We start from the raw sequence: 19,737 nt of genomic DNA, 5'->3' as shown, positions 1-19,737 counted from the left end.
GGATCCGTGAGGTGTGGGAACGGCTACGCGGCTGCGAAGGCCTTGCGAAGAACGTGGATCGCTTGTGCGATTGCTGCCGTGCTGGCGGCGGAGCTGCGCAGCGGGTTGAGCATCATGAAGTCGTGAATAGTGCCGTCGTAGCGGACGAGCGTTGTGCGCACGCCGGCCTCGATGAGCTTCCGTCCGTACGCCTCGCCTTCGTCGCGGAGAACATCGTTCTCATCGACGACGAGGAACGTCTCGGGCAGACCCGTCAGGTCGTCAATCGACGCCTGGAGCGGGGATGCGGTGACGTCGGTGCGGGCGTCGACATCGGGCAGGTAGCTGTCCCAGAACCAGGCCATCGCGTCGGCGCGGAGGTGGAAGCCTTCGGCGAACTCCCGGTAGCTGTCGGTGTTCTGACCGGCGTCGGTCACTGGGTAGTACAGCGACTGGTGGACGAACGTGACGTCGCCGCGCCGCTTCGCGAGAATCGCGACGGCGGCCGCCATGTTCCCTCCGACGGAGTCGCCGGCGATGGCGAGCCGGGAAGCATCCAGTCCCTTCTCGACGCCGTGGTCCCTGATCCAGCGTGCCGTCGCGTAGACCTGTTCGATGGCGACGGGGTGGTGAGCTTCCGGTGAGCGGTCGTATTCGACGAACACGACGGCTGCTTCGGCGCCGGTGGCGAGATCGCGGACGAGACGGTCGTGCGTGCCGGCATCGCCGAGGACCCATCCCCCTCCGTGCACGTAGAGCACGACGGGCAACGTACCCGTAGATTCTGCGGGCTTCACGATTCGCACTTGCACGTTCCCGACCTCGACGGGGACGGTGATCCACTCGTCGTTGACGTCGGGCTTGGCGATCGAGGCCGCCTGCACGTCGTCGAGCAGCTTCCGCGCACCCTCGACGCCGAGGTCTTTGAGGAACGGAGGCTTGGATGTTGCTTCGGCGAATGCGTGCGCTTCGGGTTCGAGAACATGGTCGGTCATGACAGGCCCTTTCTGGTGTGGAATGAGCCGTTCTCGACCCTCCCCGGTCTGCAGCCCATGCAAGAAAGGACCAGGTGGAGTCGGCGATTGTGACAACTTCGAGGGCAAACATCTTTTCTCACTGTTTGTGTCACATCCTCGGCACCTGCCCGGTCAGTTGATTACAGGCGGCCATCCGCGACGGCCTCAGCTGACGAAGGAGCATCATGAAAATCACGGTCATCGGTGGAACCGGTCTGATCGGCAGCAGGCTCACCCGCGTTCTTCAAGACGCCGGGCACGATGTTCTCGTGGGGGCACGCGCCACCGGCGTGAACTCCTATACCGGAGAAGGGCTGGAAGAGGCGTTGACCGGTGCCGACGTCCTGATCGACGTGTCGAACTCCTCGTACACCGACGAAGCGGCCGCCCGCGACTTCTTCTACACCTCGACGATGAATCTGCTCAGTTACGGCCGAGCGGTGGGAGTTCCCCATCACGTCGCGCTGTCGGTCGTGGGGACCGACAGGCTCGCTCGCGCCGAAGGAGGGTACTTCGCCGCGAAGGAGCAGCAGGAGCGGCTGATCGTCGAGTCTCAGCAGCCATACTCCCTGGTGCACGCAACGCAGTTCTTCGAGTTCATCCGAAGCATCACCGATGACGCGACCCACGCGGGAACGGTCCGGGTCGCGGACGTGCTCGTGCAGCCGATGGCAGCGACGGACGTCGCCCACGCGGTCGCCGGGGTCGCACTGGGGAGGCCGCTGTTCGGCATGGTCGAGTTCGCGGGCCCGGAGATCTTCAGCCTCGAGCAGCTCGCGAACCAGGATCTCCGGTTCCGTCACGACGAGCGGGAGGTGGTCGCCGACCCACTCGGACGATACTTCGGAGCTCGCCTTCAGACCCGCGACTTGCTTCCTGAGGCGACGGCGACGCTCGCGTCCACGAGGTATCACGACTGGCGGATTCTGTCAGATTCCGCCTCGGCGGTGTCGCTCGCTGATTAACGCAGCGCAGGGATTCGCAGCAGAGCTGTCACATCCGGCGCCTCCGTCCGGTCACCAGTATGGGCACACCTCTCCGTGCCCTCGAGAGGAAGGCATGACATGGCAAAGATCGTCGTAATCGGAGGCACGGGCCTCATCGGGTCGAAGGTCGTCTCGAAGCTCACCGCGCACGGACACGAAGCGATCGCGGCATCGCCGAACACCGGGGTCAACACGCTCACCGGCGAAGGCGTCGCAGACGTTCTCGAAGGCGCGGACACCGTGGTCGACGTGTCGAACTCGCCCTCGTTCGCACCGGACGACGTGATGGACTTCTTCACCACGTCCACGACCAACGTGCTCAGGGCCGAGTCTGCCGCCGGCGTGAAGCATCACGTCGCCCTCACGATCGTCGGGACGAACAGGCCGCAGAGCATCCCCTATTTCGCGGCCAAGGTCGCCCAGGAGAAGCTCATCCGCGACTCCGGAATCGGCTACTCACTGGTGCACGCGACCCAGTTCTTCGAGTTCATCGGCAGCATCGCCGACGTCTCGACCGAGGGCGACACCGTCACCCTCCCCGGCGGTCTGGTCCAGCCCATCGCCGCAGAGGACGTCGCAACGGCCGTCGCTCGCACAGCGGCCGGCGCACCGCAGGGCGACATCGAGATCGCCGGCCCCGAGGCGTTCGGCATGGACGAGTTCATCCGGCGCGGACTCACGTTCCGCAAGGACCCGCGAGTGGTGGTACGCGATGACAGCGCACCGTACTACGGGGCGCAGATCCACGAGAGCACTCTGCTCCCGCTCGAGGGCGCTCAGATCTTCGAGACCCGCCTCGAGGAATGGCTGCCGGCCAACCCGCCGCGCAAGTAGCATCCCGAGGACAGCGCGAGGTGTCCTCGTCTGGCTCTGCGAAGCCGCGGCGCCGGTAGTCGAGAGGCGGGAGGGGCCGACAGCTGCCGGCCCCTCGCGCCTCTCACGCGACATCCATTCACGTGAATCCACCTCGTCGTTTCGGGCGTAGGCTGGGGAGGAAGGACGGACCGTCCGAGAAGATCTCCCGGCACCGCGCCCGCCCGGGAAAGAAGCCCACTCATGGCTCAGTACGACGTCTCGAACCGCTCCGCGATCGTGACGGGGGCGGGCAGCGGCATCGGCCGTTCGACCGCCCTGCTCCTCGCCGCGAACGGCGCCGCCGTGGTCGTGAACGACCTGAACCCGGAGCACGCGAACGCGGTCGTCGAGGAGATCCGCACCGCCGGCGGCACCGCGGAGGCCTCGGTCGGCGACGCCACCGACACCGACTGGATCTCCTCGTCGGTCGAGCTCGCGAACTCGCTCGCCCCGCTGCGCATCGGCGTGAACAACGCGGGCATCGGCGGAGCATCCGCCCCCACCGCCGAGTTCGACGACGCCGCGTGGGACAAGGTCATCTCGATCAACCTCAACGCCGTGTTCCGCAACATGAAGGCGCAGATCCCCGCGATCCTCGCGAACGGCGGCGGCTCGGTCGTGAACATCGCGTCGATCCTCGGCAGCGTCGGTTTCGCGAACTCCCCCGCCTACGTGGCCGCGAAGCACGCGGTCGTCGGCATGACGAAGTCCGCGGCGCTGGAGTACTCGGCGCAGGGTGTGCGCGTGAACTCGGTGGGTCCCGGCTTCATCGACACCCCGCTGCTCGCCACCATGGGCGACGAGGCCAAGGCGTTCCTCGTGAGCAAGCACCCGATCGGGCGCCTGGGCCGGCCGGACGAGGTCGCGAACCTCATCGCGTTCCTCGCGAGCGACGCCGCGAGCTTCGTCACGGGCAGCTACCACCTCGTCGACGGCGGCTACACCGCTCTCTGAGTCGCTGCGACACGCGACGCTTCGGGGGCCGGAGAGCCCGGCCGCGACACCCCATGAGGCCGCGGTCGGACCCTCTCAGGCGGTCGACACGCAGGGTGCCGGGTCCTCCCCCTGCATCCCCGGCATCCGTCGCGTCGTCCGACGCAGCCTGTCGGCGCACGCTCGCAGGTCACTGCGCCCGCGATCCACCCGCGGAACCGCGATCAGCGCACGGTTCGACCTGCCATCCGCAGGACGAACGCACGGATGCCGGACGAAACGCCGAGGTTCCGTCCGGCATCCGTGCCGTAGTCCTGCAGGTGCGCAGCCCTCCCCGCCCCCGAAGCGGGCGAGCGGATGCCGGGGGTCAGCCGAGCCGGTCGAGGCGCAGTGTCGCGGTGGCGCTGTGCGCGGCCATCCCCTCCGAGTCGGAGATCACCTGCACGGCGTTCGCGAGCTCGGGCGTCGCCTCGCGGGCGATGCGCTGGTAGGTGAGCGGCTTGAGGAAGCGCGACACCGAGAGGCCCGCGCTGTGCTTGGCCCCACCCGCCGTGGGCAGCACGTGGTTGGTGCCGGCCATGCCCTTGTCGGAGTAGGCGACCGTGCTCCAGGTTCCGAGGAAGATCGAGCCGTAGTTGCGCAGCGTCTCGTGGTACCAGTCGTCGTCCGCCGTGAGGAGCTCGAGGTGCTCGGGCGCGAGATCGTCCATGAGGGCGACCGCGGTCTCCCGGTCCTTCGCGACCGTGACGACGCCGTAGTCGCGCCAGGCCGCGCCGGCGATCTCCGCCGTGGCGAGGGTCGACAGCTGACGGTCGATCTCGGCGATCACGGCCCGGCCGTGCTCTTCGGAGGTCGTCACGAGCGCGGCGGGCGAGTTGGGTCCGTGCTCGGCCTGACCGAGCAGATCGGCCGCCACGAGCACCGGGTCGGCGGTCTCGTCGGAGATCACGGCGACCTCGCTGGGTCCCGCGAGAAGGTCGATCGCGACCGTGCCGAACAGCTGACGCTTGGCCTCGGCCACGAACGCGTTGCCCGCGCCGACGAGCATGTCCACCGGAAGATCGCCCAGCAGGCCGTACGCCATCGCAGCCAGCGCCTGCACGCCGCCGATCACGAACACGCGGTCGACCCCCGAGAGGTGCGCGGCGTACACGACGGCGTCGTTCGCGCCGCCGTCGGGCTGCGGGGGCGTGCACGCGATCACGGTGGGCACACCGGCGGCCTTGGCGACGCCGACCGTCATGAACGCGCTCGCGGTGAGCGGGAAGCGTCCGGCCGGGAGGTAGGCGCCGACGCGGGAGACGGGCACGTACTTCGCCCCGGTCACGATGCCGGGCACGAACTCGGTCTCGAAATCGGTGAGGTGCTCGCGGGATGCGCGGGCGAACGCCTGGGTGCGCTCGGCGCCGAGCTCGATCGCGGCACGCAGGTCGGGGTCGAGGCGGTCGCCGCTCGACGCGATCTGCTCGGGGGTGAGCTCGATGGCCGCGCCCTGGTAGTTGTCGAGCTTCTTCGCGTAGTCGAGCACGGCGTCCATGCCGCGCTCGCGGATGTCGGCGAGCATGTTCGTGACGGTCTCGATCACGGCCGGGTCGCGCTGCGCGGCCGGCGCATCGATCAGCGGGGTCTTGAGGTGGTGGAAGGCTCCGTCGAGGCGGGCGAGGACGGCAGGGGAGTAACGCATGCAGGAAGGCTACGTCGACCGCATCCATCTGAAAAGCCTGATGGTCCGTTCGAAGACATCGGGTTTACCATTGCACTGTGACGATCACCCAGCTCACCGCCTTCCTCGCCGCGTTGGAACACGGCTCCTTCACCGCGGCCGCCCGCGCTCTCGACATGACCCAGGCGTCGGTGTCCGAGCTGGTCGCCCGCCTGGAACGCGAGCTCGACGTCACCCTCTTCGCCCGAGGAAGCCGTCGCCTCGTCCCCTCCGCGGCCGCGCTCGAGCTGCGCCCCCACGCCGCGCAGGCGGTCAGCGCCGTGCAGAACGGAATCGACACGATCCAGGCGCTCGCCTCCCTCGACCGCGGCACCTGCACGTTCGGCGTGCTCCGCAACGCCGCGTACTACGCGCTCGCCGACCTCGCCGAGACGTTCCACCACCGGCATCCGAACGTCCGCCTGCGACTCGTCGGCATCAACTCGGCCCTCGTCGCGCGGTCCATCGCGGCCGGCGAGCTCGAGGCCGGTCTGCTCGTCCTGCCGATCGACGAGGACGGACTGGACGTGCGGCCGCTCTTCCGCGACGAGGTCCTGTACGCCTCGACCACGCGCGCCCCGAAGAAGGGCCCCGTGACGATCGACGAGGTCGCCGACGCCAAGCTCGTGCTGTACGACGCCTTCGCGGGCTGGGACGACCCCACGCGACGCCAGCTGCAGGAACGGGCACGACTGCAGGGTCGCACGATCGAACCGGCCGTCGAGGTCGAGCACGTCGAGACCGCCCTCAGCCTCGTGGCCGCGGGCACGGCCGACACGATCGTGTCGCGGTCGGTCGCCGAGTCGGAGGGCTTCCCCGCCGGCATCCGTACCTTCTCGTTCGCCGACCCCATGCACGACACGATCGCGCTCGTGCAGCGCGCGGGCGTTCTGCTGTCGCCCGCGACGCGACGGCTCGCCGAACTCGCGGAACGGATGCTGCGCGAGCGCCTCCCGGAGCACGAGGGCCGGGTGCCCCTGGACTGACCCCCGCAGGCACGGAGAAGCGCGAGGAGCCCGGAGGCCCCTCGCGCTTCGCGACCGTCGACGACCGGAGTGTGTGTCAGTCGTCTTCCGTCGCGGTGACCATCACGCCGAGCGGCGCGAGGTACCCGTTGGGGTCGATCGTCCAGTCGGCTGCGGCGGCCGCCTCGACGACCTCCGGTGCCCACTCGAGGTAGACCCGGTCGTCGCCGCCGTTGATGACGAGCACCGTGCCGGAGCCGGTCTCGTCGCCCTCGACGCACACGTACGAGCGCCAGGCGCCCTCCGGCACCGAGAACGTGTCGCCGGCGCCGAGCGTGACGGTCGTAGAGGGGTCGCCGTTGAGCGTGACCTCCCAGCGGCCGGTCTTGAAGAGCAGCGCCTGCGTCTTGTCATGGCGGTGGCGCAGCACGCCCTGACCCGCCTCGGCCTTGACCCACGCGAGGTTGAACGAGTGCGGCTCGGTGACGTTCGGCACCTGGCGGCGGTTCTCGCTCATGCCGTAGCCGATCGCGGTGGCGAGCTCGACGCGTCCGCCGTCGACCGCCGCGCACAGCAGCGCCGCCGCGGAGTACTTGCGATCGCCGGGCTGGATGACGCGTGAGCGCATGTCCTCGACCGTGTAGGTCGTGAGCTCGTCGATGTAGTGCTGCTTCATGGGCGTGATGAGCGCGACGTCGTCGGGGAGCACGTCGCCCGCGACGGTGTCGATCAGCTTGTTGTCGGCCGTGAGGTGCAGGCCGTAGGACTCCGCCTCCCGCAGCACGGACGGGCCCCAGATGATGCCGCCGTTGTCGTCGCGGCCGAGGACGGTGTAGAGGATGCCGTCATCCGGCCCCTCGTTCGTGAAACCGCGGAAGATCCAGGTGGGGATCGTCACGATGTCGCCGTCGTTGCTGATGTACTCGCCCTGCTTGCCGTCGACGCCCCACCGCAGCCGGAACTCGCCGCCGAGGTTGATGAACACCTCGGCGGTGAAGTGCAGGTGCAGGTTGTTCGAGATGCCGTTCGGCATGCCGGCCGCGCCGGTGTTGAACCCGTGCTCGACCTCGAGGTTCACGTACTGGTTCGCGTTCTGCGAGACACCCGCGCCGATGAAGGAGAAGTTCTCCTTGCGGTCGGAACCAGGGGTGCGGCAGTCGATGAACGCCGAGTTGCACGGAACCCAGTCGGTGCGTCGGATCGTCCGACGCTCGATCTCGGACGCGTCGACGATGACGTCGCTCGGGCCCTCGATGACAGTGCTCATTGTCTTCTTCTCCTTCTCGATCAGACGCTGATCAGTAGATGTTGGCGAAGGCCACGGGCTCGTCGCCGCGCGTGCCGGCGATCTGGGCGCGCAGGGCGATGTCATCCCAGAGGCGCACCTCCTTGACGATCGCGCCGTTGTGGAACGTGAACTGCGAGATGCCGATCAGGTCGACCGGCTTGCCCGTCAGGGGGCCGTATGTGGGGACGCCGGTGTAGTCGCCGGTGAACTTCCACAGCACCGCGACGCGGAGCCCCGCGTAACGCACGTCGTAGTTGGTCTGGATGTCGCGGATCTCGAACTGACCGCCAGGGAACGACTCCAGCAGATGCAGCAGAGCGCGACGGTAGCCCTCGGGACGGATGATCGTCCGGTCGCCGACCGTGAGCAGCGTGAGGTCGCGGTCGAAGTACTTCTCGACCTTCTGCAGGTCGCGGCCGTTCCAGACGGTCTGGATCATGTCGATGACCGTCTCGACCTCGGAGCGGTACTCGTCGGGGCGGACTCCCGAGTCGCCCTTCGCGATCGGGTCGGCGGGGGCGGCGTCGTTCCACGAGCCGGTGAAGCCACGGAAGGCCTGGTTGCGCGCCAGCTCGTCGACGTCGAGGCCGCGGTGCTGCGCACCGGCGAGCGTGTCGCGCACGACCCACTCCTCGACCATGCGGCCGCGACGGTACAGGCAGTTCGCGATCGTGCGGCTGACACCCGTGGAGTGCAGATCGCCCGAGAGCACGAGGTGCGAGCTGAGGAAGGCGTCGTCGCCGCGCGCCTCCCAGATGACGTCCTCGGCCTGGCCGACGCGGTCGGGGGTCGCGGAGATGCGCATGAGCGATCCCTCGATCACCTCCTGGCGCGTCGTGGAGGTGCCGAGACCACCGTGCACGATCGAGTCGGGCTCGTAGTTGTCGACGATGAAGCTGATGGACCGATCCACCCAGATGAGGTCGGTCACTTCGCGGATGAAGTCGTCGGGGTCCTTGTACGGCAGGTAGGCGACCGGGTCGAGAGACACGCTTTTCCACTCCTTCGAGATACGCGACTGCGGTTCATCGGTGATCGCACGTCGCGTTGTGGTCAGTGTATGCGTATGCACACGGCAACGCAAGAGATTGTCCAGCGCACACGGTGGACATCCGCCGGCGACCGGGGAATCGGACGCGGGATGGGATGCGCGGGCCGACGTCGGCGGACGCGGGAGCGGTCGACGCTCGGGAGCGGAGCCGCCCGCGGAGTCAGCGCGTCGGCGCGGGGGCCAGCGTGCGGCGCGCGATGAAGGTCGACACGAACCCGGACATGCGGATCTCGGCGTCCGGATCCTCGATGCGGCGCACGATGAGGTCGGCCGCCGCGCGCGCCATGCCGACGATGTCGTAGCCGACCGTCGCGAGGTCGATGATGGGCCAGGCCGCTTCGGGAAGATCGTCGAAGCCGATCACCGAGAGGTCCTCCGGCACGCGCAGACCGGCGCGATGAGCGGCGTTGAGCGCGCCGTAGGCCACGACGTCGTTGCCGCAGAAGAGCACCGTGGGGCGATCCGGGCCCGCGAGGAGCTCGGCCGCGGCGACCTCGCCCTCCTCGGCGCCGTACGGGGCGCGGCGGACGTCGCGCTCATCGAGCTGCAGCCCCTCGGCGAGCAGGGCGTCGCGCAACGACGCCTCCCGCCCCTGCGCCGTGCTGGTGTTGCTCGGCCCCAGCACGGCGCCCATGCGCCGATGCCCGAGGGCGACGGCCGCCCGCACCGCCTCGCGATAGCCCGGCACGGAGTTCACGACCGCCGAATCCGCGTCGACGAAGGACCCCGTGCGGTTGAAGTACACGAACGGGAGGCCTCGATCTCGCAGGCGGAGGGGGGCCACGGAGTCGACCGTCGTCGTCGCCAGGATGACGCCGTCGAGCCCGTTCGCGAGCAGTCGCTCCACGATCGTGTCGTTGTCGGCCGTCTCCGTGTGGAGCATCAGCTGGTACCCGAGGGCCTCGAGCTCACGGTGCACCGGCGCGATGATGTGCGAGTAGAACTGGTTGTCGAGATCGGTGAGCAGCAGCCCGATGCGTCGCGTCCGACCGGACGACAGGGCACGGCCCGCCTCGCTCGGCACGTACCCGAGGAGCTGCGCGGCCTCGCGCACCCGCAGCTTGGTCGCCTCGGACACGCGCGCATCGTCGCGCAGCGCGCGCGACACCGTCGGCTGCGACACCCCCGCCAGGCGTGCGACGTCTCGGCTCGTGACGACCATGTCAGGCCTCCCCCTCGATCTCAGGGATTCTACTGCTCTTGACGCCGGAATGCATACGCGGTCATAATCGGCACATACGTATGCAAAGGAAGGAAGGGCCATGCCCCTGCATCTGAAGACCGCGCCGACGAAGACGTTCGCGGACACCGCTCAGCAGGACGTCGCCGAGCGCGTGCGCGCGATCATCGGGGACATCCGCGAGAACGGCGACGCCGCCGTCCGCCGGTACGCCGAGCAGTTCGACGGCTGGAGCCCGGAGTCGTACCGACTGAGCGACGACGAGATCGAGCAGATCATGGGCACCCTCGACCCCCAGGTCATCACCGACATCGAGTTCGTGCAGGCGCAGGTGCGCCGCTTCGCGCAGGCGCAGCGCGACTCCCTCGTCGACATCGAGGTCGAGACGCTCCCCGGGGTCTTCCTCGGTCAGAAGCACGTTCCGGTGCAGGCCGCCGGCGCCTACATCCCCGGCGGCAAGTACCCGCTCACGGCGTCCGCGCACATGACGATCATCACGGCGAAGGTCGCGGGCGTGCCGCGCGTCGTCGCCTGCACGCCGCCGATCCGCGGCGAGATCCCCGCCGCCACGGTCGCTGCCATGAAGCTCGCCGGCGCCGACGAGATCTACATCCTCGGCGGAGTCCAGGCGGTCGCCGCCATGGCCGTCGGCACCGACACGATCGAGCCCGTCAACATGATCGCCGGACCCGGCAACGCCTACGTGGCCGAGGCCAAGCGTCAGCTGTTCGGCGAGGTCGGCATCGACCTCTTCGCGGGTCCCACCGAGATCCTCATCGTGGCCGACGGGCACGCCGACCCCTTCTTCACGGCGGTCGACCTGCTCTCGCAGGCCGAGCACGGCCCCGACTCCCCCGCCGTGCTCGTCACGACCTCCCAGAGCCTCGCCGAAGAGGTCATCGACTGGATCGACAGGATCCTCCCCGGGATGCCGACGCGCGATTACGCCGGGCCCGCCTGGCGCGACTGGGGCCAGGTCATCGTGGCCGACGATCTCGACGAGGCGTACCGGATCGCCGACGACTTCGCGTTCGAGCACGTGCAGATCTTCACGCAGGAACCCCGCGAGGCGCTCACGAGGATGCACGACTACGGTGCGCTGTTCCTCGGCGAGAACACCTGCGTCTCGTACGGCGACAAGGTCATCGGCACCAACCACGTGCTGCCCACGCTCGGCGCGGCGCGCTACACGGGCGGTCTGTGGGTCGGGAAGTACCTGCGCACCGTGACCTACCAGGAGATCCAGAACACCGAGTCGTCGGCCGAGCTCGGAGCCGTGTGCGGCCGCGCCGCCCGGGTCGAGCTGTTCGAAGGTCACGCGCGATCGGGCGATGCCCGCGCCTGGCGGCACGCCGGGAGGCGGTTCGACTGGATCGACGAGAGTCACGCGGCGGTCGGCGCGGACGCGCGATGAGCGACCTCACGGGGCGTGTGGCCGTCGTGACCGGCGGCGGCAGCGGACTCGGGGCGGCGATCGCCCGGTCGCTGCACGCCGCCGGAGCAGAGGTCGTCGTGGTGGGCCGCGACGCCGCCAAGCTCGACGCCGTGGTCGCCGACCTCGGGTCGCGGGCGCGCGGACTCGTGTGCGACGTGGCCGACCCGGCATCCGTCGACGCCCTGCGCGACACTCTCGCGGGCACCGAGGTGTCGATCCTCGTGAACAACGCCGGCATCCCCGGACCGGTCGCCGCCCTCACCGACATCGAGCCCGGCGACTGGGACGAGGTGTTCGCCGTCAACGTGCGCGGCACCTTCCTGCTGTGCAGGGCGCTGCTGCCGGGCATGGTCGCGCGCGGCGAGGGCGACGTCATCAACGTCGCCTCGGTCTCGGGCAAGCGCCCGCTCGCGCACCGCACGCCCTATTGCGCGTCGAAGATGGCCGTGATCGGACTCACCTCGACCCTCGCGTTCGAGGTCGGTCCGGCGGGCGTCCGCGTCAACTCGCTGTCGCCCGGCCCGGTCGACGGACCCCGCATGGCGCGGAACTTCCGTCTCGAGGCCGAACGCTCCGGGGGGAGCATCGACGAAGCGGAGCAGGCCTTCGTCTCGCGCGCCGCACTGGGCCGCATGGTCACGGAGGAGGAGGTCGGTGCGGCGGTGATCGCGATGCTCGGGATGCCGGGCATGTGCGGGGCCGACGTCGACCTGTCGGCGGGAATGGTCGCATGACGACTTCGCTGCGGCAGCGGGCGCATGCGGGCGAGAAGCTCCTCGGCGCGCTGCTGCGCATGCCCTCGGAGGAGCTCGTCGAGATGCTCGCCGTCGCGGGCTTCGACTTCGTGCTCATCGACTGCGAGCACGGCCCGGCCGACATCGTCGCGCTGCGCCACCACATCGCGCTCGCGCAGGTGCACGGCGTCCCGGTGATCGTGCGGGTGGGCGAGGGCGACCGCGGACAGATCCTGCGTGCGCTCGACCAGGGCGCGGAGGGCATCCTCGCCCCGCATCTCGACACCGCGGAGGACGCTGCGGCACTGGTCGACGCCGCGCTCTACCCGCCGATCGGATCGCGCGGCTTCGCGACCTACAGTCGCGCGGGGCGGTTCGGACTCGTCGCGCCGGGCGCGCACAAGGACTCGTGGCTCGAGAACACCCTCGTGCTCGGCATGATCGAGTCGCCGCGCGGAGTCGCCCAGGTCGACGCGATCGCCGCGACCCCGCGCCTGGACGGGATCATGGTGGGCCCGGCGGACCTCGCCGCGGCATCCGGTCCGGACGACATCCCCGCGGCGGAGGCGATCAGCGCGGTGCACGTCGCTCTCGCGCAGGCCGGATCGCTGCGCATGGACATCGTCGGGACGAGGGATGCCGCCGCCGCGGCCTTCGCCGACGGCGCCGACCTCGTGGTCTACAACCTCGCATCCTCGCTCATGGCGCATCTGCAGGTCCTGGCCGCCGCGCGCTGAGCCTCAGGCGCGGGAGGCGCCGTCCAGCACGGCGAGGAACGCGGCCTCGAGGGACCCGGCGAGGACTTCGCCGTCACCCAGGTAGCCGTTCACCATCGCCCCGTCGCGGAGCATCATGAGCTGTGCGGCGGCGGCCTCGGCATCCGTCGATCCGGCCTCGGCAGCGATGCGGGCGAAGTTCTCGCGCAGCCAGTCCCGGTGCGCGTCGACCGCGATGCGCACCGGGTCGTCGGCGTCGGGGAACTCGGCCGCCGCGTTGATGAACGCGCAGCCACGGAACTCCGGACGGCAGCTCGCGGCGCCGATCCCGGCCGCGATCTCGCGCAGTGCGGCGCGCGGGTCGCCGGGGCGCGCGACGCTGCGCAGCCACCCCTGCTCGGCCTGCGACTGCTGCTCCAGGTAGGCGACCACGAGATCGCCCTTGGCGCGGAAATGCCGGTAGAACGTGACCTTCGTGATCCCGACCTGCTCGATGATGCGGTCGGCGCTGGTGGCCCGGATGCCGTGGGCGTAGAACTGCGCGTTCGCGGCGGCGAGGATGCGGTCGCGGGTCGCGGATCCGCGCGATGTGCGCGCGGCGGAATCCGCGGTCTGGGTGGCCATGCGAACCTCCGGTCGGTCGGGGTCGGTCGACTATCATGTAGACGTACCAGTACACCACATCTCGAGTGCCTCGGCACGGAGAGAGCCCGGAACAACCGGCGCTACGCTCCGACGACGGCCGGGCGCAGCTGCTGTGAGCGCCACGTCCGCACGAGATCGCCGAACTCCCGCGGACGCTCGAGTGGCAGCAGGTGCCCGGCGTCGAGCGACACGAGCCGCGCGCCGTCGACCTCGCCCACGATCTCGGTGTGGAAGCGCGGTGGGCAGATCACGTCGTCGAGGCCCGACACCACGAGCGTCGGGATCCGCAGCGTCGACAGCCGCGACAGCAGGTCGACGCGGGTGAGCTGGAGTTCCAGCTGCGCCCGCAGCGTCGCGGCACCGGTGTCGTCCCCCATCCGCAGGGTGCGCTCCACGACGTCGGGTCGCGTCGCCGCGACCTCGGCGCCGAGGAGCGGCTCCATGATCCCCTCCTGCAGCATGCGGGGCGATTCCCCGGCGTCCAGTCGGGTGATCCACTCCTGCCACCCGTCGCGCTGAGCCGCCGTCGGCTCCTTCGCGTTCGTCGACACGACGCAGAGCCCGGCGACCCGCTCGGGGGCGGCGAGTGCGAGCGCCATCGCGACGATCCCACCGAGCGAGTGCCCCACCAGCACCACCCGCGGCGGCAGATCGCGCAGCAGGACCGCGACCTGCTCGGCGATCGAGGGGCGATCGAGCACCGGCCGGAACGCGCCGCCCTCGGCGTCGAGTCCCGTGTCTGTCCACAGATCGCTCGTGCAGTTCATCCCCGAGAGCAGGGCGAGGGGCGCCGTCACGTCACCCCTTTACGGCGCCGTCGCTGAGCCCCGCGACGAGGTACTTCTGGGCGATGAACGCGATCACGAACACCGGGATCGTCAGCAGCATCGACGCCGCACCGGCCTGTTGGAGCATGGGCAGCGTCTGCCCGAGCTGGGTCGCGATGAACACCGGCACGGTCTTCGACGAGGTGTCGGTGAGCACGAGCGCCGTGAGGTACTCCTGGAACGCGAACAGGAAGACGAAGATGCCGGCGGTGAGGATGCCGGGCCCCATCAGCGGGACCATCACCCTGCGCAGCATCCCGATGCGCGTGCAGCCGTCGATCATCGCCGCCTCGTCGAGCTCCTTCGGGATCTCGGCGAAGAAGTTGCGCAGCAGCCAGATCGTGAACGGCTGGTTGATCGCGACGAGGGCGATCGCGAGCGCGAACGTCGTGTCATAGATCCCGAGCGCCCGACTGATGTCGTACATCGGCAGCACGACCGAGAAGCGGGGCAGCGCACGGAAGACGAGCGCGAGCACCAGCAGCAGCGCCGACACGTAGCTGGGGAACCGCGACAACGCGTACGCGGCCGGGATCCCGATGACCAGGGCGATGACGGTGGAGATCACCGCGACCGCCAGCGTGTTCACGAGGTAGTCCGCGAAGTACGTGGTCTCCCACAGGTTCACGAACGCGTCGAGCGTGGGCTGGTAGTCCCAGAACACCGGCGGGTTCGCGAAGGCGACATCGGTCGGCTTCGTGACCGAGAGGGTCATCCAGATGAACGGGCTCAGCATCACGAGACACAGGATGCCGAGCAGCAGCCCGGTGACGACCGGCGTGCGCTGCGGGCCGCGGCGACGACGCTTGGATGCGCCGGTGGTGACGATGGCCCTCGTCGAGAGCTCGGAGGAGGTGAGACTCATCGTTCTGCCTTCGCTTCCTTGAAGATGCCCCGGATGAAGGGGATCAGCATGATGAGGATCAGGATGATGGTGAGCACGTTGATCGCGCTGCCGAGCCCGAGCTCCTGGGCGCCGTCGGCGAACGCGACCGAGTAGACGTACATCATGATCGACTCGTTGCCGATCGACTGCGCCTGGGGCGACAGCGGGATGAGGTTGTCGAACATCCTCAGCACGTCCATGATCGTGATCAGCGTCACGAACCCGAGCACCCCGCGGATCGTCGGGATGATCACGTTGAGGTGCGTCTGGAAGGCGTTGGCGCCGTCGATCTTCGCCGCCTCCTTCAGCTCGTTCGGGACCCCCTGGAGCCCCGCGAGGATGATGAGCATCGCGAACGGGAGCATCGACCAGACCGTGTTCGCGATCACGAGGATCGCGTTGGGGACCTGGTCGGTGAACCAGAGCACCTGGGTTCCGCCCATCAACCCGATGAACCTGTTGACGAGGCCTCCGAAGCTGTCGTCGAACAGCCACGAGAACGCGACGGCCCCGACGAGGTTCGGCAGCACGTACGAGACGAGCATGATGCCGAGCACGAGCGGACGGGAGGTCGTGATGCGGTTGACTCCGGTGGCGATGATGTACCCGAACACCAACAGGATCGCGGTCGTGATCACCGTGACGATGACGGTGAAGGCGACGGCCCGGTGGAACCGCGGGTCGGTGAGCGCGTCGACGAAGTTCCCGAGCCCGACGAACGTGCCGGGGGTTCCGTAATGGACCTGTTCGAAGCTCCACTGCACCGTGCGCACCAGGGGGAGCACGAGGAGTGCGCCCATCACCAGCAGGCTCGGGAAGAAGAGCAGCCAGAATTCGCGTGCCTTCATCGGCATCCTTCCTGGACGGGTTGCGGCCCGGACATCAAGTCCAGGCCGCAACCTCGGCGGTGGTCGGTCAGCCGGCGATCTTCTCGCCCGCGGCCTGCATCTGGGCGAGTCCGTCCTCGACGGACAGGTTGCCGTTGAGCACCTCGACCAGGATCGGGCGGATCTCGTTGGTGATGTCGGCGATGATCGGCGACACGATGGGCGGCATCGCGGAGCCGATCGACTCGTTCGCCGCGGCGCCGTAGGGCGAGTTCTCGTCGGTGACCATGCCCTCGCGCGCCGGGTAGGCGGCGGGGACAGAGGCCTTCGAGGCGTCCTCGCTGACGGCGGACGCCATCATGACGAACAGCATGTCGTGGTCGAGCTTGGTGTTGAACGGGATCGACCATCCGTCGATCGAGAGGCGGTTGTAGGAGTACTGCGCGTCGGCCGAGATCTTCGGCGCCCCGGCGAAACCGAACGAGTCGAACAGCTTGGAGTTGGACTCCATCGTGAGGTCGCTCATGCGTCCGGAGAACATGATCGACATGGCGGCCGTGCCGTTGAACATCTGCTGCTGCACCTTCGGCTGGTCGAAGGTCGTGACCTGCGGGTCCATGTAGGGCTTGAGCGACAGCATCGCCTCGAGCGCCTGCGCGCCCTCGGGGGTGTCGAGCGTCACGTTCCCGTCGGCGTCGACGAAGTCGGCGTTCACCGAGTTCATCGCGCCCTGGAAGCCGGTGGTGACGTCGGCCGTCGCGAGCCACGGCAGCGCGATCGGGTAGTCCATGAGACCCGCGGCCTTGATCTTCTCGGCCGCGTCGATCATCTCGTCGAACGTGGTCGGGGCCTCCAGGCCGAGGTCGTCGAAGATGTCGGTGCGGTACGCCATGACGAACATCTGCGCCTGCATCGGCACGGCGTAGATCTGCCCGTCGTACGACATGCCCTCGACCATCGACTGGCTGATGTCGCCCAGACCGTAGTCGTCGGCGTACTTGTCCCACAGGTCGTTGAGCGGCACCAGCTTCTCGTCCTCGGCGAAGCCCGGGATGACGAATCCGTAGGTCTCGAGGATGTCGTAGGTGCCCGAGTCCCCGGCGAGGGTCGCCGTGGTCTTCGTGACCTGTCCGCCGAAGTCGATCGGGTCGTGCTTCAGCGTCACGTCGTCGTTCGAGCAGCTCGAGACCATCGTGTCGGTGAAGGGGTCGATCGCGGAGGAGTTGTAGGCGAGGACGTTGACCGTGGTCTTGCCCTCTGGAGCGGTGTAGTCGCACGACACCGTTGTCGCGTTCTCGTTGTCGGTGCGGGATCCCGCACCGCAGCTGGTGAGGGCGACCATGCCCACGGCTGCGAGAGCGAGAACCGGCAGTGCCCGAGTCTTCATGTGTCCCATGACGCCGATGGTATACGTATGCAGTGTACTTAGGGAAGCCTATGTTTGAGCATTTGATCTGGATTGAATACGTATACGACGAAACATCGCGTCGGAGACGTGTTCGCCTCTGAACCTACAGCCCCTCGGCGATGCCCTTGATCGCGGCGAGACGGCGGTCCCACGTGCGGCCGATCTCGTCGAGACGACGCGCGGTCGCCGTGAGCTCGGCGCCGACCGCCCGGAATCGCACCTCGCGACCGACGCGCACCGGCTCGACGAGGCCCACCTCCTGCAGCACGGACAGGTGCTTCGCGATGGCCTGGCGACTGACGGGCATCCGCGCGGCGAGAGCGGATGCCGAGGCGTCGTCGCGGCCGAGTTCGGCGAGGATGCTCCACCGGGTCTCGTCCGCGAGCGCCGCGAACATCGGCAGGAGCGTGTCGGCGCTCACGCCTCGGCCTCGACGAGGGCGACGAGCTTGTCGAGCTCCTCGTTCCAGCCGGTGCGGTGGTACTCCATGTTCGCGGCGGCATCGCTCGTGCGGTCGAAGCCGCTCTCGACGACGGTGAGCTGCGTGCCCTCGTCGATCGGCTCGAGCGTGAACTCCACGAGCGTCGAGGTCTGCTCGTCGAGTTCGGCGGGGCGATGACCGAGAGCGTCGTCGTTGCTCCATCGGTAGACGATGCGGAGAGGCTCGTCGACGCTCTCGACGCGCAGCGGGATGACGTCGTCGGGCCCGAAGGTCATGGTGCCGCGCGCGCCGGCTCCCGCGCCGTCGAGCTCCAGCGTCCCGAACCAGCGCGAGACGTGCTCCGGTTCGCTGATCGCGCGCCAGACCTTCTCGACCGGCGCGGCGATGCGGATCGAGCGGCGGACCGCGAACCCCTCGGCGTCGATGACGGCGGCGGCGTCTCGGATGTCGACCATGATCATGCTCCCTTCCGTGGCTGATGTGCAACCCCAGCATTGCACACACTCACTCGTACTGCAACCCACAAGTTGCAGTTTTCTCGTGCGATCTCCCGGATGCCTGTCGACAGCGAGCCCGAGTCGCGGCGTGGGTCAGCTGCGGGGCTTGCGCCCCTCGAGCACTCCCGCGAGCAGGACGGCCACGAGGGCGGCCGCCGGCGCGACGATCAGGCCGGCGCGCAGGCTCTCGTTCTCGGCGATGAATCCGACGAACGGCGGCGACAGGAGAAACCCGAGACGCAGCAGCCACGACACGATCGTGAGCCCGACGCCCGCGCGCAGCCCCGGGAGCTCGTCGGCCGCGTGCATGGCGGCCGGGATGAGCGTGGCGATGCCGAAGCCCACTGCCGCGAATCCGGCGATCGTGCCGGGCACACTGGGGAACAGCAGCGCGAGCGTCATCCCGACCACCGCGATCAGCCCTCCCACGCGGGCGACCGTGCGCTGCCCGAACCGGTCGGTCATGCCGTCGCCCAGCATCCGTCCGATGAACTGCGCTCCGACGAGGGCGATGAAGCCGAGCGGGGCGACCGCCGCCGCCGCACCGAGCGACTCCCCCAGGTACAGCGTCGCCCAGGAGTTGCCGGCGTCTTCGGCGATCGCGCCGGCCATCGCGATGAGCGTCAGCGCGATCACGGCGAAGATGACGCGGGGGCCCACGCCTCGCCGCACGGCCTTCTCGATCTCCCCCGGGTCGGCCGTGGCCTCGGCGTCGGCCTCCTCGTCGCGCCCGGGCAGGCAGAACGCGAGGGCCGTGAGCGCCACGGCGGCGAAGACCGCGGTGGAGATGCCGAGGTGCACGCCGATCGGCAGCTGGAGGGCGATCGCCGCGGCCGCCATTCCGCCGCCGAGCACGGCGCCGATCGACCAGATCGCGTGGAAGGAGTTGATGATCGAACGACCGTACTTGCGCTGCACGCGCAGTCCGTGCGCGTTCTGCGCGACGTCGGTGATCGCATCCGAGGCGCCGCCGAGCAGCAGCGCCACGGCGAAGACGATGCCCGAGGGGGCGAGTGCGGCCGCGAGCAGGCCCAGTCCGGTGGCGACCGTGCCGAAGACGGCGATGCGCGCCGAGCCGAAGCGACGGATGAGAACGGCGGCGAGGAGCCCGGCCGCGATCGCGCCGGCGGGGAACGCCGCGATCGAGAGGCCGTAGCCGACGTTGTCGAGGCCGAGCTGCGACTTGATCTCTGGATAGCGCGGCAGGATGTTGGCGAACAGGGCGCCGTTCGTCAGGAACAGCGCCGAGACGGCGATGCGGGCGCGTCGAGCGGCCTGTTCGGGGACAGCGCGTCGAATCGATTCGGCGGAGGACATGCGTACGATCGTACACGTCGCTCGAGGCGCCCGTGGACGAGGGCCGAT

Annotated in this window: 20 protein-coding genes; 7 read left to right on the top strand and 13 right to left on the bottom strand. The window is 69.0% G+C overall.

Annotated features, from left to right (window positions below):
• Positions 1 to 23 precede the first annotated feature (23 nt).
• Positions 24 to 974 carry an alpha/beta hydrolase gene (locus ACIPY8_RS01930; RefSeq protein ID WP_400814359.1) on the bottom strand — a complete coding sequence of 317 codons (951 nt, stop codon included), beginning with the start codon at positions 972 to 974 and terminating at the stop codon, positions 24 to 26.
• Between the two features lie 206 nt (positions 975 to 1,180).
• Between ACIPY8_RS01930 and ACIPY8_RS01925 the strand changes: the two genes are divergently transcribed.
• From ACIPY8_RS01925 to ACIPY8_RS01915, 3 genes are all read left to right on the top strand, one after another.
• Positions 1,181 to 1,960 carry an SDR family oxidoreductase gene (locus ACIPY8_RS01925; RefSeq protein ID WP_400814356.1) on the top strand — a complete coding sequence of 260 codons (780 nt, stop codon included), beginning with the start codon at positions 1,181 to 1,183 and terminating at the stop codon, positions 1,958 to 1,960.
• A gap of 99 nt (positions 1,961 to 2,059) precedes the next feature.
• Positions 2,060 to 2,815 (top strand): SDR family oxidoreductase, encoded by a 756-nt coding sequence (locus tag ACIPY8_RS01920; protein ID WP_400814354.1) that lies wholly within the window; start codon positions 2,060 to 2,062, stop codon positions 2,813 to 2,815.
• Between the two features lie 222 nt (positions 2,816 to 3,037).
• On the top strand, positions 3,038 to 3,790 hold the full coding sequence (locus ACIPY8_RS01915) for an SDR family NAD(P)-dependent oxidoreductase (RefSeq protein WP_400814352.1): 753 nt from the start codon (positions 3,038 to 3,040) through the stop codon (positions 3,788 to 3,790).
• A gap of 346 nt (positions 3,791 to 4,136) precedes the next feature.
• On the opposite strand, the gene hisD (ACIPY8_RS01910) is transcribed toward ACIPY8_RS01915, so the two are convergent.
• Positions 4,137 to 5,453, bottom strand: a complete 1,317-nt coding sequence (gene hisD / locus ACIPY8_RS01910) for a histidinol dehydrogenase (RefSeq protein ID WP_400814350.1) — start codon at positions 5,451 to 5,453, stop codon at positions 4,137 to 4,139.
• Positions 5,454 to 5,530: 77 nt separating this feature from the next.
• On the opposite strand from hisD (ACIPY8_RS01910), the gene ACIPY8_RS01905 reads away from it, so the two are divergent.
• Entirely contained in the window at positions 5,531 to 6,457 is a 927-nt protein-coding gene (locus ACIPY8_RS01905; RefSeq protein ID WP_400814348.1) for a LysR family transcriptional regulator, read from the top strand.
• A gap of 76 nt (positions 6,458 to 6,533) precedes the next feature.
• On the opposite strand, the gene ACIPY8_RS01900 is transcribed toward ACIPY8_RS01905, so the two are convergent.
• From ACIPY8_RS01900 to ACIPY8_RS01890, 3 genes are all read right to left on the bottom strand, one after another.
• Positions 6,534 to 7,703: a cupin domain-containing protein gene (locus tag ACIPY8_RS01900; RefSeq protein WP_400814346.1), complete on the bottom strand. Its 1,170-nt coding sequence runs from the start codon at positions 7,701 to 7,703 to the stop codon at positions 6,534 to 6,536.
• Between the two features lie 31 nt (positions 7,704 to 7,734).
• A complete protein-coding gene (locus tag ACIPY8_RS01895) occupies positions 7,735 to 8,715 on the bottom strand; it encodes an ester cyclase (protein ID WP_400814344.1) in 981 nt (326 codons plus the stop codon).
• Positions 8,716 to 8,935: 220 nt separating this feature from the next.
• Complete coding sequence (locus ACIPY8_RS01890; RefSeq protein WP_400814342.1) at positions 8,936 to 9,937, bottom strand: LacI family DNA-binding transcriptional regulator; 1,002 nt, start codon at positions 9,935 to 9,937, stop codon at positions 8,936 to 8,938.
• Positions 9,938 to 10,037: 100 nt separating this feature from the next.
• Here ACIPY8_RS01890 and hisD (ACIPY8_RS01885) point away from each other — a divergent pair, with 100 nt between their 5' ends.
• The 3 genes from hisD (ACIPY8_RS01885) to ACIPY8_RS01875 are packed head-to-tail and all read left to right on the top strand — an operon-like array spanning position 10,038 to position 12,861.
• A complete protein-coding gene (gene hisD / locus ACIPY8_RS01885) occupies positions 10,038 to 11,369 on the top strand; it encodes a histidinol dehydrogenase (protein WP_400814340.1) in 1,332 nt (443 codons plus the stop codon).
• Positions 11,366 to 12,124 (top strand): SDR family NAD(P)-dependent oxidoreductase, encoded by a 759-nt coding sequence (locus ACIPY8_RS01880; protein WP_400814338.1) that lies wholly within the window; start codon positions 11,366 to 11,368, stop codon positions 12,122 to 12,124. The genes hisD (ACIPY8_RS01885) and ACIPY8_RS01880 overlap by 4 nt, the downstream gene beginning before the upstream one ends.
• A complete protein-coding gene (locus ACIPY8_RS01875; RefSeq protein ID WP_400814337.1) occupies positions 12,121 to 12,861 on the top strand; it encodes an HpcH/HpaI aldolase/citrate lyase family protein in 741 nt (246 codons plus the stop codon). The genes ACIPY8_RS01880 and ACIPY8_RS01875 overlap by 4 nt, the downstream gene beginning before the upstream one ends.
• A 3-nt stretch (positions 12,862 to 12,864) precedes the next feature.
• Here ACIPY8_RS01875 and ACIPY8_RS01870 read toward each other — a convergent pair whose 3' ends face one another.
• The 8 genes from ACIPY8_RS01870 to ACIPY8_RS01835 form a co-directional block, all read right to left on the bottom strand.
• Positions 12,865 to 13,464, bottom strand: a complete 600-nt coding sequence (locus tag ACIPY8_RS01870) for a TetR/AcrR family transcriptional regulator (protein WP_400814335.1) — start codon at positions 13,462 to 13,464, stop codon at positions 12,865 to 12,867.
• 101 nt (positions 13,465 to 13,565) lie between these two features.
• Complete coding sequence (locus ACIPY8_RS01865; RefSeq protein ID WP_400814333.1) at positions 13,566 to 14,282, bottom strand: alpha/beta fold hydrolase; 717 nt, start codon at positions 14,280 to 14,282, stop codon at positions 13,566 to 13,568.
• A 1-nt stretch (position 14,283) separates the two neighbouring features.
• Positions 14,284 to 15,177 (bottom strand): carbohydrate ABC transporter permease, encoded by an 894-nt coding sequence (locus ACIPY8_RS01860; RefSeq protein WP_400814330.1) that lies wholly within the window; start codon positions 15,175 to 15,177, stop codon positions 14,284 to 14,286.
• The gene (locus ACIPY8_RS01855) at positions 15,174 to 16,046 is read right to left on the bottom strand and encodes a carbohydrate ABC transporter permease (protein ID WP_400814328.1); all 873 of its coding nucleotides are present in this window, start codon (positions 16,044 to 16,046) and stop codon (positions 15,174 to 15,176) included. Before ACIPY8_RS01855 ends, ACIPY8_RS01860 begins: the two co-directional genes overlap by 4 nt.
• A 67-nt stretch (positions 16,047 to 16,113) precedes the next feature.
• Positions 16,114 to 17,421, bottom strand: a complete 1,308-nt coding sequence (locus ACIPY8_RS01850) for an ABC transporter substrate-binding protein (protein ID WP_400814326.1) — start codon at positions 17,419 to 17,421, stop codon at positions 16,114 to 16,116.
• A gap of 115 nt (positions 17,422 to 17,536) precedes the next feature.
• A complete protein-coding gene (locus ACIPY8_RS01845) occupies positions 17,537 to 17,854 on the bottom strand; it encodes an ArsR/SmtB family transcription factor (RefSeq protein WP_400814325.1) in 318 nt (105 codons plus the stop codon).
• Positions 17,851 to 18,330 (bottom strand): SRPBCC domain-containing protein, encoded by a 480-nt coding sequence (locus tag ACIPY8_RS01840; RefSeq protein WP_400814323.1) that lies wholly within the window; start codon positions 18,328 to 18,330, stop codon positions 17,851 to 17,853. The genes ACIPY8_RS01845 and ACIPY8_RS01840 overlap by 4 nt, the downstream gene beginning before the upstream one ends.
• A 135-nt stretch (positions 18,331 to 18,465) precedes the next feature.
• Positions 18,466 to 19,689, bottom strand: coding sequence for an MFS transporter (locus tag ACIPY8_RS01835; RefSeq protein WP_400814321.1), 1,224 nt, complete (start codon positions 19,687 to 19,689; stop codon positions 18,466 to 18,468).
• Between the last annotated feature and the right edge of the window lie 48 nt (positions 19,690 to 19,737).

Origin of the sequence: Microbacterium sp. NPDC089696 (assembly GCF_044749125.1) — a bacterium.
Taxonomy (GTDB): domain Bacteria; phylum Actinomycetota; class Actinomycetes; order Actinomycetales; family Microbacteriaceae; genus Microbacterium.
This window is presented reverse-complemented; position numbering and strand designations above follow the sequence as displayed.